Annotated in this window: 9 protein-coding genes; all 9 read left to right on the top strand. The window is 56.4% G+C overall.

Translation table 11 applies throughout. The annotated features are described in order from the left end of the window. Nucleotides 1–6 precede the first annotated feature (6 nt). The 9 genes from GT409_RS04385 to GT409_RS04345 all read left to right on the top strand — a co-directional run bounded on the left by GT409_RS04385 (nucleotide 7) and on the right by GT409_RS04345 (nucleotide 15,622). Nucleotides 7–2,292: a glycoside hydrolase gene (locus tag GT409_RS04385; RefSeq protein ID WP_160627309.1), complete on the top strand. Its 2,286-nt coding sequence runs from the start codon at nucleotides 7–9 to the stop codon at nucleotides 2,290–2,292. Nucleotides 2,293–2,351: 59 nt separating this feature from the next. Further along, complete coding sequence (locus GT409_RS04380; protein ID WP_160627307.1) at nucleotides 2,352–3,665, top strand: sulfatase family protein; 1,314 nt, start codon at nucleotides 2,352–2,354, stop codon at nucleotides 3,663–3,665. Continuing rightward, complete coding sequence (locus GT409_RS04375; RefSeq protein ID WP_160627305.1) at nucleotides 3,662–4,504, top strand: hypothetical protein; 843 nt, start codon at nucleotides 3,662–3,664, stop codon at nucleotides 4,502–4,504. Before GT409_RS04380 ends, GT409_RS04375 begins: the two co-directional genes overlap by 4 nt. Continuing rightward, nucleotides 4,505–5,977, top strand: coding sequence for a sialate O-acetylesterase (locus GT409_RS04370; protein ID WP_160627303.1), 1,473 nt, complete (start codon nucleotides 4,505–4,507; stop codon nucleotides 5,975–5,977). Further along, on the top strand, nucleotides 5,974–7,632 hold the full coding sequence (locus GT409_RS04365) for a sulfatase (protein WP_160627300.1): 1,659 nt from the start codon (nucleotides 5,974–5,976) through the stop codon (nucleotides 7,630–7,632). The genes GT409_RS04370 and GT409_RS04365 overlap by 4 nt, the downstream gene beginning before the upstream one ends. Before the next feature lie 234 nt (nucleotides 7,633–7,866). Further along, nucleotides 7,867–9,816 carry a sialate O-acetylesterase gene (locus GT409_RS04360; RefSeq protein ID WP_160627298.1) on the top strand — a complete coding sequence of 650 codons (1,950 nt, stop codon included), beginning with the start codon at nucleotides 7,867–7,869 and terminating at the stop codon, nucleotides 9,814–9,816. 9 nt (nucleotides 9,817–9,825) lie between these two features. Next, complete coding sequence (locus GT409_RS04355; RefSeq protein WP_160627295.1) at nucleotides 9,826–11,238, top strand: sulfatase; 1,413 nt, start codon at nucleotides 9,826–9,828, stop codon at nucleotides 11,236–11,238. A gap of 103 nt (nucleotides 11,239–11,341) precedes the next feature. Further along, nucleotides 11,342–13,273 (top strand): hypothetical protein, encoded by a 1,932-nt coding sequence (locus GT409_RS04350; RefSeq protein ID WP_160627293.1) that lies wholly within the window; start codon nucleotides 11,342–11,344, stop codon nucleotides 13,271–13,273. A gap of 105 nt (nucleotides 13,274–13,378) precedes the next feature. Next, nucleotides 13,379–15,622: a sulfatase family protein gene (locus tag GT409_RS04345; protein ID WP_160627291.1), complete on the top strand. Its 2,244-nt coding sequence runs from the start codon at nucleotides 13,379–13,381 to the stop codon at nucleotides 15,620–15,622. Nucleotides 15,623–15,643 lie beyond the last annotated feature (21 nt).

Genomic DNA, 15,643 nt, shown 5'->3' with positions numbered 1-15,643 from the left:
AAACTCATGAAAAAAATAATCGGTATTATCCTGCTCATTCCATCTCTGTTTTTTGCGGAGAGCATTCATAACGAACGCTTAATGTTCATGGCGGATTCCGACCGCAATATGCTGTCGGTCAAGGATTCCGGAACCGGCCGGGAGTGGATCGCCCGCTTTGATTCGTGTGCCGGGACATCCGGGTCTGACGGCTGGCAGCACATCACAAAACCGGAATACCGGTTATTCAATCTGAAGGATGTCGAGAAGGCCGGCTCATCTCTGCTGAAGCTGACCGTTGAGGATTCCGGGAGCGGACAGCAATACTTTCTGGATGCGGCACTGGACGGCAACACGCTTTCTTTTGAGCTGTACACGGATGATCCGGCGCTTCCGCTGACCTGCGTCGGGCTGCCGCCGCTGTTTTCAACCAGGCTGGACGACGGCCATCTGGTGTTCTGCGATCGCTCCAGCGGGGTATTGAAGGGCCAGTCGGATATGAAGGGATACGCCGACTGGATTTTGAGCACCTATGCCAATACTTCATGTCTGGATATGCCATGGCTGGGGGTGGTTGATCTGGCAAATGGCGACGGCTTGATGATTCTGTTTGAGACGCCGCACTGTTCGGCCATGCATTTGAAAAAAACACCGGACGGAATCTGGCCGCAGCCGCTGTGGCAGGGCAGTATGGGGACGATGGCTTTTCGCCGGCGGATTTCCTATCACTTTTCGGATGGCGGCGGTTATGTTGCGCTGGCCGGCATGTACCGGGACCATCAGAAAGAGCAGGGCCGGCTCAAAACGCTGGCTCAGAAGGCGGCCGGGCGTCCGGATGTGATGCGTCTTGCCGGATCGCCGCCGATCTGGGGCGATGGCGATGTATTTGAGTTCCTTCATGATGCGCGCAATCTGGGCGTAACCCGCGCCACGTTCTGTAATGCCGAGCGCGGCGGCCGCGGCCGGGCGGATTTGGAAAAGCTGAATGAAATGGGATACCTGACGCTGCGCTATGACAGTTATTCAGATATTCTGGAAGGTGAAACCTGGTTCCAGCGGGATAACATTCAGAAAACGGCCCGGGTGGTGCGGCCCGGCGGCGGTTTGGTCAAGGGGTGGCGCACGCTGGAGGGGCTGCAGTACTATTCCCGTTCATCCGCATATGCGCTCAATGCGGCACAAACATACAGCAAGGCCCTGATTGAAGACGTCGGGTTTAATGCGCATTTTATCGATGTGATGTGTGCGATGGATGTGGCGGAGGATTATCATCCGGAGCACACCTTCGATCGTTTCCAGGATATGCGGAACAAGCTCGAAGTGCTCAAGTATTATACCGGCAAGGGGCTGGTGCTCGGGACGGAGCACGGCAATGACTGGGCGGTGGATGAAGTCGACTATACGGAAGGATCGCTGAGCGGGGCCCTCTGGTGGACCGCGGGCGACAATAAGAACGGATGGAATCCCGGGCACCTGCGCAGCCCGAAATCGCTGGATGATTTCAGTCCGCTCTATTTGAAATATGGAGTCAGCCCAAAAAACCGCATTCCGCTCTGGCAGCTGGTGTATCACGACTGCTCGGACTCCACCTGGTACTGGGGAGACTCGCCCGGCTGGTTCTATGAACTGGCTCCGGAAATCTCCGCGCAGAAAGACCTGACCGCCATGCTGTACGGGGCATCGTCCCTGTTCTGGCGCGATGACTTCCGCGGCTACGGCTGGCCGAAGAATCAAAAACGGTTCATGGAATCCTATTACCTGACGGCAAAGTTCCACGAGGCGGTTTTCGGTCATCAAATGGTCTCTCATGAGTTTGTTACGGCGGATCGTTTGGTTCAGAAAACGAAGTTTGATAACGGAGCTGAGGTCTGGGTGAACTACGGGGAAACGCCGGTTGATATCCGGGTGAAAGGGCAGACAAGAATGTTGGCGCCAATGGGCTTTTATGCCCACGCCTCCGGAACGGAACAGGGCCGGCTGATCGAGGGCGGCGCCGCCGTGACCTTTATCAAAACAGACGGCTTCTACTGGTGCCGGTCCGACCAGCGGCGCGCGTCCGATGCGCTTTCGGTTGACGGGAAAATCGTTCTGTTCCGTCTGGATAAAACCCGCTGGAACCTGTTGTTCCGCCCCGCGCAGCCGCAGGGCCGGATTGATCTGGATGCGGTCCGGGCATTCATCGGGCAGGAAAACATTACGCTCAGCTCTCTATCCGGAGAGTGGGAGGTCGGCGACGTGGTAGAGCTCGACGCCGGCGGGCCGGCTGTTCTGGACGGCGGGAACTATGCCGTCAAACTGGCGGAATCAAACTGACAATGAAGGCAACGTCGGGCGGGATGCATACAGGCGGCCGCCCGCAACAGGAACAGAAGATGAAACGACGGCCGAACCTGCTGTTCATTCAGGTGGACCAGATGCACCATCAGGCACTGTCCGCCTACGGCAATCCGTATGTGAAGACTCCCAATCTCGACCGGATGGTGCGGGAAGGGTTTTCGTTCATGAATTCGTACAGCGTTATGCCGCAGTGCTGTCCGGCGCGCACGGCCTGGTTCACCGGACGTTCCAGCAAGGAAAGCGGCGTGATGGTGAATGACATGCCGGTTCGCGATGAGCTGCCCGATCTGGGCCAGTGGCTGCGCAACGCCGGTTATGAAACCGTTTATACCGGGAAATGGCATGTCAGCGGCCGGACCTGCCGGGACAGTTTCGATGTTCTGCTATCGTCCCAGCCGGAATCTCCGTTCGGAGAATTAACCGATCCGCTGGTGACCCGCTCCGCGCTCGGGTGGCTTCAGAACCGGCCGGTGTCGGATCAGCCCTTCTTTCTGAATGTCAGCTATCTGGCTCCGCACGACTGCTGTTTCCGCGCAGGTGCGGGCGGCGAAGTGCTGGGCAAGTATGCCATGGCATCGGTCTTTCGGGAGGAAATGCCGCCTGTTCCGGAAAATTTCAAGTCCGATTCCGGCTACGGCAGAGGCTGGAGCCGGTCCGACTGGCAATATTACGCCTATCAGTATTATCGCGAGTGTGAGGCGGTGGACGCAGAGATCGGTCTGGTTATGGATGCGGTCAGAAACTCACCGTATGCCGGAAATACACTGATTCTGCTGACAAGCGACCATGGCGACGGGCTTGGTTTCCACGGCAAACTCAGCAAGGGGTTTCTGGAAGAGGAGTCCTGGCGGGTGCCGATGATTTTTTGGGGCAGCGATATTCCTGCCGGGGTGCGCGACAGCGAACATCTGGCGAGCGGCTATGATGTGGCCGCAACGTTCTGCGACTATGCTGAATCGCCGCCGCTGCCGAAAACAGGGTTCGGTCGCAGCCTGCGTCCGTTACTTGAAAAGAAAAAGGCGGAATGGCGCGACTATGTCGTCGGCGAAACATCCGTGCCTTATCTCGGGGTTTCATTTCGGGATACCCGGGGGGCTAAAACCATTTTTTACAGCGACGGAAAAATCGATGTGTACGACCTGATCAGGGACCCGCTCGAACAAAATAACCTGGCCGAAAATCCGGAGGTCAAAGACATCATCGAACGGCACAAAGCCTATTTTGCCGACTATCTGAGTCGGGTCGACCCCGCGCCGATGCCGGATACCGTTCCTGAGGGCCGCCGGCATTTGTATGACTACCTCGAGTGGTATGCGTCCATGAAAGAGGAGCTGGGGGTAAGCCAGTGAAAAAACGTGAGTTTCTCAAGTTTACCGCCGCGGTTTCCGCCTGGCTTGCTTCCGGAAAACTCCCGCTGCTTGCCGGAGTTGCCCAGCTGGATGCGCCTTTTCAGATTGAACCGGTTTCGCGTGCGGTGCCGCAGTTTGTTCCTGTAAGAAAAACGGGTTTGACGGGAAACTATACGCTGACTTATCAGATCATCCGCTGGAACGGAAAAGGCCTCTCCGGTAACGACCTGAATCCGCCGGCGGGGCATCTCACGCTGAGCCGGTCACAAAAGGGGCCGGGGGCCGAATACCGGATCGAGAAACAGGTTGTGCTTCCGTATTGGGGAGGGAGCCGTGTCCGGGAACGGCAGACCGGGACGTTCCAGGCGGTGCTGCGGGTTGATGCCGACGAAATCCCGCAGAGCTGGTCCTTTCGCTCCGCGCTCACCGAGCCGATCCCGCCCGACATGATTTCGTTCGCTGAGCTGAGTATGGAGGGGACGCATGTAAACAATACTATCAGACTTTCCGGGAAACAGCTGCGGATCGAACAGGAGGCGCCGGGAACGCTGCGGAGCGAATTCACCTTGCCCCATCTTCTTATGAACGGCAACTCCGGGAAAACACCGCTTCGTTTCACCATGCTTCGCGAGTTGGCCAAGATTCACCCCGACCAGCGACTGGAATTTGAAACCGAACTTCCAGTGCCTGTTTCTGGGGAAACCGTTCTCTTTGATTCGTATCTGCAGACCGGCCGCGGGGTTCAGCCGATCCATTGGCTGACCGATAAAAACGGGCTCGTTCAGATCATGACGCATGGCGTCGAAAACTGGCTGCTCCAATCTGTAAAGGAACAATAAATGAGAAACAAAGTCATTCATGCCGTCATGATGGCGATGCTGCTCGGATTGAGCGCAGGGGCGGAGCTGAAGCTGTCTGCTGTTTTTTCGGATCACATGGTCTTGCAGGCCGGGGCGCCGGTTCCGGTCTGGGGCAAATCCGACCCCGGAACCGAAGTCACGGTCGAATTTGCAGGCCAGAGAAAGTCGGCAACAGTCGATGTTGATGGAAGCTGGCGGGTCGATCTCGATCCCATGCCGGTTTCTTCCATCCCCCGGGGCCTGACTGCTTCCTCCGACGCCAATGATCCGGCAATTCATTATTCCGATCTTCTTGTCGGCGAAGTCTGGCTCTGCACGGGCCAGTCGAACATGGGCGTTGCTGTCAGAAAATGCATAAATACCGCGCAGGATATTGCTGCTGCGGATTATCCGCTGATTCGCTTCTGCAACGTGGTTCCCGACACGGCGGAAGAGCCGAAGGCCGAACTGATCCGCAAGCCCGGCTGGGAGGTCTGCACGCCTGACACCGCAGCGAACTTTTCGGCCGTGGGTTTCTATTTCGGCCTGCACCTGTACCAGGAGCTGGGCGTGCCTGTCGGACTGATCCAGAACTGCTACGGCGGAGCAACGGTGGTCAGCTACATGGATGACGAAACGCTCGAAAAAACGCCTGCTCGCGATGTGATCCAGCGTGAAGATGCGCGTTACCGTGCGATTCAGGCCGAGCGGGACCGCATTTTTGCCGAAAGCGGAGTAAAGAAACCAGGCATCATGCAGCGGGTCTCTGCGCACTGCTACAACGCGATGATCGCGCCGATCATTTCGCTGCGCATCAGGGGGGTCGTCTGGTATCAGGGCGAAACCGAAGCCCTGTCGGGGCAGCAGACAGTCGACGCATACCGGGGCTGGTTTGAGGATTACCTGTCCATGATGCGCCGTAAATTCGAGGATCCAAACCTGCCGGTCTACATTGTTCAGCTTGCAGGCTACGGAGCCAATGACGATCGCAACCTGTGGGCGCAGTTCCGGCAGATACAGCAGGATTTTCTGGAGCTTCCGTACACCGGAATCGGCACGGCCTACGATGTGGGCGAAGAAAAAGATCTGCATCCGCTCAATAAAAAGCCGGTCGGCACGCGCCTGGCGCTCAGCGCCTTGAACCAGACCTACGGGAAAGAGGTGGTTTTCCGGGGTCCGGAGGTTGTTTCGGCAGTGCAGAAAGGTTCGAAGGTCTCGGTTGCTTTTACAAACTGTCCAGGCGGCTTGGTCGTTAAACCAGCGGGCGCGGGGAATTTTACAGCCGTCTTCGTAGACGGAGAGGTGCAGGATTTTCCGGCGGAAACGGTTTCTGAAGGCACCATGCAGTTTGAAGTCGGAGATAAAAAAGTGGAACGGGTTCGCTACGCCTTCAAGAATACGCCCGAGTGGGCTTTGTACAATAAAACGGGGCTGCCGGCTTTGCCGTTCGACCTGGAGGTCAAAATAAAATGACTCTGACCGGTAAAACAGAAGATGGATGCCGTTGCTTTTCGTGGCGGCCGCACCGCAAAACAAGAAGACTGGTTGGCGCGCTTGGTATGTGCATCGGCTTTTCAGGAATGCTGTTTGGGGCCGAACAACCGGTGAATCTCATTTTTATCCTGGCCGACGATCTGGGATGGATGGACACGTCTGTCTATCAGAAGCAATTCAGTGAGACGGGTGAGGCGTATTATGAAACGCCGAACATCGACCGGTTGGCGGAGCAGGGCATGCGCTTTGCCCAGGCCTATGTCTCGCCAATGTGCAGCCCGACGCGAGCCATGCTGCTGACCGGCCGTCATAATGTCGAGACTGGGGTCATCAAGGCAACGGTAGACTGTCCGCACGATGAATACTTCAACGAAATTGTCGATCCGGACGGCTGGCAGGGAAACCGGGAGTTTGCAGTCCTGCCGGCCTCCAACCGCATGTTTGTCGACGGGAAATACGAAACCTTTGCCGAGCGGCTGAATCGGGCCGGTTACCGCTGCGGGTTCCTGGGGAAATGGCATATCGGCTATCATAATAAAATTGAATCCGCCACGCCGATGGCGCAGGGGTTTGAAACCATTGCTTATTTTGACAAAGGCGGGTCCAATTACCGGAACTGGTATCCGGAGTGGGAACAGTACGGCACGCCGATGAATCAGCCGAAAGACAGCTACCTGGCCGTGGCGGAGAGCGGGGAAGCCTGCCGGTTCATTGAGGAAAACCGACTCCGTCCGTTCCTTCTGTATTACTGCAGCGGATCTGTTCATTCCCCGTTTCAGGATGATCCGGCCTCCGGCTATCGCGAGCACTTCGAGAAGAAAGGGCGCCAAGGCTGGCTGGATGACCGGGCCGATCCTTATCCCGTTTATGCGGCGATGGTAAAAAGTTTTGATGATGCGGTCGGTCGCGTTCTGGATAAGCTCGAGCGGACCAACGGTGCTGACGGACGTCCGCTTTCTGAAAACACGCTGGTGATATTCCTGTCCGACAACGGCGGAATCAACCGCTTTCAGTTTGCTCCGGAGGGGCACAAGTGGCACGACAAGATCATTACATCCAATGTTCCGCTGCGCGGCGGCAAGGGGAATGTGTTTGAGGGCGGCGTGCGTGTCCCGTTTATTGTGCGCTGGCCGGGGCAGGTGGCTCCCGGGTCGGTTTGCAAGGTTCCGGTGACTGGGCAGGATATCTATTCGCTGCTGCTTGAAGCCGGCGGCCTGGAAGCCCGGACTGGTCACGGTTTGCTGTCGGCTCTGCTCAAAGATCCCACGGATGCCGCCGGGTACGGACGCGATACGTTGTTTTTACATTTTCCGTTCTGGTGGCCGGCGGCAGAGGCCGGGGCTGCACTGCCGTATGATCCTCCGATGTCTGCCGTCCGAAAGGGTCATTACAAGCTGATTTATTATTATACCGGTAAAGTGGAATTGTATGACCTTCAGAAAGATATTGGTGAGGCGGTTGATGTGTCTGCTGAGATGCCTGAGAAAACCGAAGAATTGTGTCAGCTGCTGCGGCGCTGGCTGGAGACCGAGGTGTCCGATTCGTACATGCCTTTACGCAATCAAAAATTTGTTCAGCCTGTGACCCCATACGGGGAGTTCCGTAATTTGCTGAACCTGAAGATCTATCAATAATGGAATGCCAAAGTGTTCTGGCCAATGAACGTGGTTGCCGCTGGCGCGGCGCTGCTGGCCGGACGCCGTGCGGATGCCCGTGAAATAAGTGTACATTCCAATTCGCGCTCATTCGTGGTTCTTTGCGGTTCGCGTTCAACTTTGAAACCTAAAGCGTTTGACAGGTTGTGGGTCGTTTTTGTACAAACGTTGGCACAATTGTTTTGTGTGCAATCAAGTGACGGGGCGGATTCTGTGAGACGTTTTATTTTCAGCGTGTTATGTCAGGTTTCTGCGGTCAGTCTGAGCTGCTTTGCGGCGGCCGGCCTGACGCTTGACGGGCTGTTTATGGACAATATGGTTCTGCAGCGCGGCAAGCCGCTTCCGGTGTTTGGAACCGCGGAGCCCGGTGCAGAAATTACTGTTGAATTTGCCGGTCAGAAGAAGAGTGGAGTGACAAGTGCCCTTGGCGAGTGGCAGGTTGTTCTTGATCCAATGAAAGCCTCATCCACCGGTTGTTTGCTTCGAGTTTCCAGTTTCGAGTTTCAGGTTTCACTTTCCAATCTTCTTGTCGGCGATGTCTGGCTGTGCGGCGGGCAGTCCAATATGGATACGCCGGTTCGGAATTATCCGTTTCTTGCAAAGGAGCTTGAGGGAGTCAGTAATGACCGGCTTCGTCTGTTCAATGTGGATTTTAATGCGGCGAAGACGCCTCAGGAGGATGTGAGCGGCGAGGGGATTTATAAAACCTGGCTGGTTGCCGACGAATCATCGGTTCCGGTCTTTTCGGCGGTGGGAATTTGTTTCGGTTTGCGGCTTCAGCGGGAGAGCGGGGTGCCGATCGGGGTGATCGAAAGCGCGGTGGGCGGTTCAGAGGTTTCTCCGTGGATGTCGGCAACCGCATTGGAGGCGATGGGGCAAAGTGCTCTGCAGGCGCCGTCGGACCGCGGGGTACCCCCTCGATCGCAGCCGTCGGTTCTTTATAATGGAATGATCCACGCACTTTGCCGTTTGCCGATCAAAGGGGTGATTTGGTATCAGGGCGAGAGCAATGCCAGTCAGCCGTCGATTGTGCGCTACGATCAGCTGTTTGAAGGATTAATTGCATCCTGGCGGGATGTGTTCGGGGATTCCGATCTCCCGTTCTATTTTGTTCAGCTGGCGCCATACGGTCGGGTGCACTGGGACCGATCGGGCGAGTCGTGGGCGTGGGTTCGCGAAGCGCAGGAAAAAACACTTTCTTTGCCGTATACCGGTCGGGTTGTGATTACGGATCTCGGCGAGTATTCTGATATTCATCCGATGGATAAAAAACCGGTCGGTGAGCGACTGGCGGATCTGGCGCTTCGGGACATGGGTTTGCTGGACACCCCGGGTTTTCCAAAGGTTGGAAAATACCGGATTGCCGGGCCCCGTGTTCAGCTCGACTTTTCCAATGTCGGGAAAGGATTGAAAACAGTCCGTGTGGCGATGAACCAAAACAAGGGACTGGCGCCGGGCACCGATCCGGAGGCTTGTGTTGTGGATACAGACACGCTGTCCGGGTTTGAAATGTGTGGAGCCGATCACCTGTTTGTTCCTGCATCCGCCGCCATCGTGGGTGCGGATACGGTTGAGGTATGGAGTGATGACGTCGCTAATCCGGTGGCGGTTCGATACGGATGGGCCAACTTTCCGCTGTGCAATCTTGCCAACAGTGCCGGCTTGCCGGCTTCGCCGTTTCGCACGGATGATTTTCCGATGCCGGTGTTCAAGGCGCCGTTTCTGGACAGCGCTGCGGCGGACAGCATGCCGGTCGGTGCGATTGCGTGTTCGGTGATGGAAAAGCCGGACGAGAGCCTGATGAAGCCGGAGCGCATTGCCGGGCGCGAAGCGCTGCGCATGTCCCATGTGGCGACGGTTCTTCGGATGGCCTATTATCATGCGGGCGACGCTGCGCTTCGCAACGGGCAGCGCCTGAAACAGTGTATTGTGGTCAACTATCTGGACGATGGACCGGGGGCGATTGAGTTTACGTATGATGCCGTTTCCAAACCCTGGAAGTCCGCCGGTCTTGTCGAAATGAAAGGCAGCGGCCAGTGGCGTCAGTTCAGGGTTTGGCTGGACGATGCGCGGTTTTCCGGTCGCTGCAACGGAGCGGATTTCCGGCTGCAGGCATTCCGGGATGTATATATCGGCGATGTTTATACGGAACCGGTGGAGTGAAGGAGTTATATGCGAAACAGGTTTTTACAGGCATTAATTTTGTGTGGACTGCTGGTGGGCAACCGCCCGGCGCTGGCTGCGGATCCGCTGAATGTGGTGTTCATCCTGATTGACGACATGGGCTGGAAAGATCTCGGCTGTTACGGCGGTGAGGTGTTTGAAACGCCGAATATCGACCGGCTGGCTGCGCAGGGTATGCGGTTCACGGATGCCTATGCCGCCTGCAGCATCTGTGCACCGACTCGCGCTAGTCTGATTACCGGCAAGTATCCGGGGCGACTGCATTTTACGGCGCTGACAAACCACCATAAGCAACTTGGCAGCGTGGAGCAGAATCCAACCGGCATAAAGCTGATCCAGCCGGAAATTACCGAAGATGACGGCGTTCAGCCGTCCGAATACACCATTGCCCGGGCGTTTCGGGATGCCGGATACCGCACGGCTCTTTTCGGAAAAACCCATTTCGGCAGCGGCAACGAGGATTTGACGCAGCTCGGTTTTGATGTGCACGAACAACCGCACTGCGATATGTGGATTACGCCGCCGACTGTGGTGCCTGAAGATCCGAAGAAAATGACTGCGATCACCGATCTGTCCATCGGTTTTATGCGCGACAGCGTCGCGCAGCAAAAACCGTTTTTCCTGTACGTTCCGCACAATGCGGTTCATGTGCAGGTTCAGGCCACCCAGCCGTTTGTTGACAAATACAATCGGCTGCTGACCGACGAGCAGAGAAAAGAATATTCGCCGTATTATGTCGCCATGGTTGAAGAGCTGGACCGGGAAGTCGGCCGCCTGCTTGATGAACTCGACGCGTTGGGGATTGCGGAAAATACGGCGGTGATTTTTACATCTGACAATGGTGGTGTGGATCAGGTAATCTGCAAAAACCCGTATGAACTGACGTCCATGGCTCCGCTGCGCGGCCAGAAGGGCGGGCAGTTTGAGGGATCGCACCGCGTTCCGCTGATTGTGAAATGGCCGGGCGAAATCAGACCGGGATCGCTGTCGCATGAGGTTGTCATTACGCCGGACTATTTCCCGACCTGTCTGGAAATGGCCGGGCTGCCGCTGCAGCCTCAGCAGCACCTCGACGGCGTCAGCATGGTACCGGCGCTCAGAGGCGGAGCTCTGGGCCGCGAGGCGGTCTATTGGCACAAGCCGCACTACTACACAAAAAACTCACCGTTAAGCGCTGTGCGTTGCGGTCGGTATGTCTACATCCATTACTGGGAGCAGGCTTTGTCGCCCGCCGGCGGCCGCCCGCACGAACTGTTCGATTTGGAGAACGACATCGGTCAGTCCCAAAATATTCTCAGCAGAATGCCGGGGGTTGCCGCGCTGATGCGCAGCATGCTGATGCAGCATCTGAAGGCGTCCGGCTGCGAAATTCCGGTCGCCAATCCGCAGTTCGGAAAATAAACGGAAAACGAGGGCACAATCTGTTTTAAAATGGGCTTGTAAACAGGTATGCAATTTTGTACAAACGTTGGCATAAGAGTGGAAATGGAGAGGAGAGATGCGTATGAAGAAGATAGTGATGATGGGCTGGTTCTGTTTGATCGGGCTGGCATTTGTGTCTCAGGCTGCTGAAATTGCGATTAATTCATCAGCAGCCGGAAATGTGGATTGGAACGCTTCGATCTGGGGGGATCCGGCGACGGTTCCGACCGGCGGCAATGACTATGTGCATGACGGCTCGTCAGCCGCAGTACTTCTGGGACTGGGGACAACGTATGGAGGGTTTGCGGGAGACAGCCTGACGATGGATGCCGGAACCGTTTTTTACAGCAAAGGCGGCGGAAGTATCGGCTCCACATTGTATATGAACGGATGCCAGTGGCAGACCCGTTCGGCCGGAACAGCAACTGTTCTTGGCAATATTCGTGTTACAGCCAATTCGACGGTTCTGCTGATTGACGGTAATCTGCAATGGAATACCGGACTCTCGAGTACAAGCAATGCGGTGTTGACGCTCCAGAACTTTAACAAATCCGGGAAAAGTATGGTCGTCAACGCAAGCGACAGCGGTTTTTTCGGAACCTTTGACATCAAGGACAGTGGCAATGCTGCTTATACGTGGACGATCCAGTTCGATCAGAGTTATTCCGATGCCACCTTGAAAATTGAGGGTCAGAAAAATGATGCGACGTATGCAGCTGTCTATCAGTTGACCGGTGATATTGAATTCAAAGAAGTGATGATGCCGAACGGTTCAGGAGGACTGGTTGTTTTGGATCCGGGATCCTATGATGCTGCGGCACTGGCTGCGGCGGGAGTGTCGAGTGATTACTACAATGATCTGGGAGGAACAATCCGTGTGGCAACACCTCCGGCATCCGAGGGAATTGAAATGAATGCCGGAACTCCAGCGGGAACGAATATCGGCTGGAACGATGCGATCTGGGGGAGTCCGGCTGAAACGCCAACGAACGGCAACGACTACGTTTATAATGTGGCCGGCGTGTGGCTGAATGCGCTTGGACTGACTTATGGTGCTTTTGACGGGGATTCGGTCCGTGTGAAGTCAGGAAGTTCTCTGTTTGTGCGTGGCGGTGGTTCGCTGGGTGGACGCTTGATTCTTGATGGGGGCCAGTTCCAGAACCGTTCCGGCATTAATGCCGTGATTCTCGGAAATATCCAGGTGGATTCACAGTCAACCATTCTGAACATTTCCGGAAACCTGGAATTGCGGACCTCTCTGGAAGGGGACGGGCAGCTGAATATCCAGGCCTATCAGACGGATGGTCAGCGCGTCGTGATTCAGAGTACCGACCTCGGGTATGCCGGAAAGTTTGCCCTGCTCAATTCCGGAAAAGACGATGTGCACCTGGCGGTTCAGTTCAACCGGAATTTTACGGAGGCAACTCTTGCATTTCAGGGCGGCAACCTGTCGCGTGCTACGGTGTATCAGCTGACCAACGATATCGCGTTTCTGTCGGTCAGTATGCCTTCCGCAGCCGATGAGTCCGTAATGATTTCCCTTGATCCCGGAGTGTATGACGGTGCGGCACTGGCAGCAGCCGGAGTGAACCCGGCTTATTACAGTGATCAGGGCGGAACGATCTCTGTGGGACTTTCCGCTTATGAGCGCTGGGATGCCGGATGGGGCATTGATATTGGTGCTGAAGACGAAGACTATGACGGCGATGGGCTGAGCAACCTGGCCGAGTACGCTCTCGGTGGCGACCCGACCGACAGTGCGGATCTGGGGGAAGCATCAGGCTTTGCGAATAAAGGGGATGCGATGCTCTATGTTTACGCCCAGTACAAGCATGACACCAATCTGGTTTACTATCTGCAGACCGCAGATGACCTGATGCTCAATAACTGGACCAATTCCGGATATACGGTGCTGGGAACCAATGTGGTCAGCGGTGGTGATTTCAACTTTGTCACAAATTCGGTCCCGATGACGAAGGATGAAACGTTTGTTCGGCTTGTGATCGAAAAATAGCAGGTTATTGCGACGGCCTCGGCCGGCGCGCGGTTCGGGACAGGTGATTGATGAAGCGTTCAGCCTGTCCCGTTTTGGGGGAAGAAGACAGTAAGGTTAAAGAGAATGGAAAACGGATTCAGTAAATGTGTGATGGGGACAGCTTGTGTGCTGGGGTTGGCGACCGGAGGCCTGGCCGCGGAAAAACCGAATGTCCTGATTATCCTGGCGGACGACCTCGGTTACGGCGACACCGGTTGCTATGGCGCAGAGCTGGTCAAAACCCCGAACATTGACCGGCTTGCCGCGCAGGGTGTCCGTTTTACTGATGCGCATTCCCCGGCGGCGGTCTGCCAACCGTCGCGCTACGGCGTGATGACCGGGCGTTACAATTGGCGGCGCGGCAAGCCGTGGGACGGCTCCTATATGTTCAGCGACAAGCACCCGACGCTTCAGCAGGTGCTGGGAACGGCGGGCTACGCAACCGCCGCCTTCGGCAAATGGCACAACGGCTGGGGGCTCGGTCCGATCGATTATGGCGACGAACAGGTCGCGCCGGGTCCGCTCGAAAGCGGATTCGGGTATTACTTTGGAACGCCGCGCAGCCATAATGAACCGCCGCAGGTGTTCATGGAAAACCGGACGATGTATGGGCGCGATCCGTCCGATCCGCTGCGTATTATTCAACATAGCGAAGTCGTTGAGCGCGGTCTCAAGGACTGGGGCTGGGGGCTGAGCGAAGGGGCGGCAGCCGCGCATGCCGCGCGCCCGCAGGACGAGATCGACCTGATCGTGGCCGAGCGGGCTGCGGACTATCTCCGCGAACGTCCGAAAGATGAACCGTTTTTCCTTTACGTTGCCTTTGTGGCGCCGCATGTGCCGATTGCTCCGTCCTCCCGTTTTCAGGGAACGAGTCAGGCCGGACAGTACGGAGACTTTCTCCAGCAGCTCGACTGTTCAGTCGGCACCGTGCTCGATGCGCTTGAAGAAAAAGGCCTCGATAAAAACACGCTCGTTATTTTCTCCAGCGACAACGGCGCGGTTTACATGCACAGCGCAATCGAAGCCGGGCATCATCAGAACGGACCGCTGCTCGGCCAGAAAACCGACGCGTGGTGCGGCGGCAATCAGGTGCCGTTTATTGTCCGCTGGCCCGGAAAAGTTCCGGCCGGTAAGACGTCGGATGTATTTGTTTCACTCACCGACATCATGGCGACGGTCACCGCGGCAACAGGTGTTGAAACGCCGGAGACTGCCATCGACAGTCAGAATCAGCTGCCGGTCTTTCTGAGCCCCATGGCGGATTCGATTCGAACCGAAATGATCTACACCGGTATTTTCGGACAGGGTATCTATTCCGGCGGATGGGTCTATTATCCGTTTCAGGGCTCCGGCGGCATGACCGCCCATCCGACGCAGCGCTGGGGGCAGCCCTATTCAAAAATGGGCGTGACGAACAGCGATCTCAGCGCGGACGGACGTCTCAAAGCAGATGCTGCACCTGCCCAGCTTTACAATGTAAATAGTGACCCGGGGCAGACTGTAAATCTGTACCGTCAGAACCCCGAGCGCGCGACTTCGATGCAGAAACGGCTGGACGAAATCATCGCGCCGCCGGTCGCGCCCGCCGGGGACGGATCAACGGTGATGATCAGCCCGGCGGCTCCGGCGAAAGCGCCGGTCAGCTGGAATGCGGAGATCTGGGGCGATTCGGCAAAAGTTCCAACGGTTGGAAACCATTATGTTCACGACAATAAAAACGTCTGGCTGCTGGCGCTTGGCAAAAACGGATCGTTTCCCGGCGAGAGCCTGACGCTGCGCAATGACGCGTCGGTCTGGCTGACCGGAGGAGGAGCGCTCGGAAAGGGCGTGCTGGTACTCGACGGCGGACAGCTCCAGAACCGTTTGGGTCGCAAGGCGGTTGTGCTGGGTCGAGTCCGTGTGGATTCCACATCAAAAATCCTGAACGTCGAGGGAAGCCTGGAACTGAAACCCGGACTTGCCGGTGCGGGCAATCTGCAGATTGCGTCTTTTAAAAACTCCGGGACGGTAACGGTTGGCTGTGAGGATCAGGGATACAGCGGAACATTTATTCTTGCGGATTCTGCAGCGGACGGCGCGGTTCTGGATGTCGAATTTTCCGGAGCGTTTCCGCAGGCCGGTCTGGATTTTCAAAACCTGAATTCTGCGCGCATGCCGGCGCTGCAGCTTCAGGGAGCATTGAGTTTTTCTTCGGTGCGCATGCCCGCAAAGAACGGCGGTATGATTGATTTGAAACCGGGAACGTATGACGCGGCGGCGCTGAAAACGGCCGGCGTTTCCGAACAGGCATTTAAGGATTTTGGAGGAGCGTTGACGGTGGGGCTGTAACCCATTGGGAAATGAAGAGGA

The sequence above is a fragment of the Tichowtungia aerotolerans genome (genome assembly GCF_009905215.1).
Classification (GTDB): domain Bacteria; phylum Verrucomicrobiota; class Kiritimatiellia; order Kiritimatiellales; family Tichowtungiaceae; genus Tichowtungia; species Tichowtungia aerotolerans.
The sequence above is the reverse complement of the archived record's forward strand: the minus strand, read 5'-3'. Positions and strand labels throughout refer to the sequence as shown.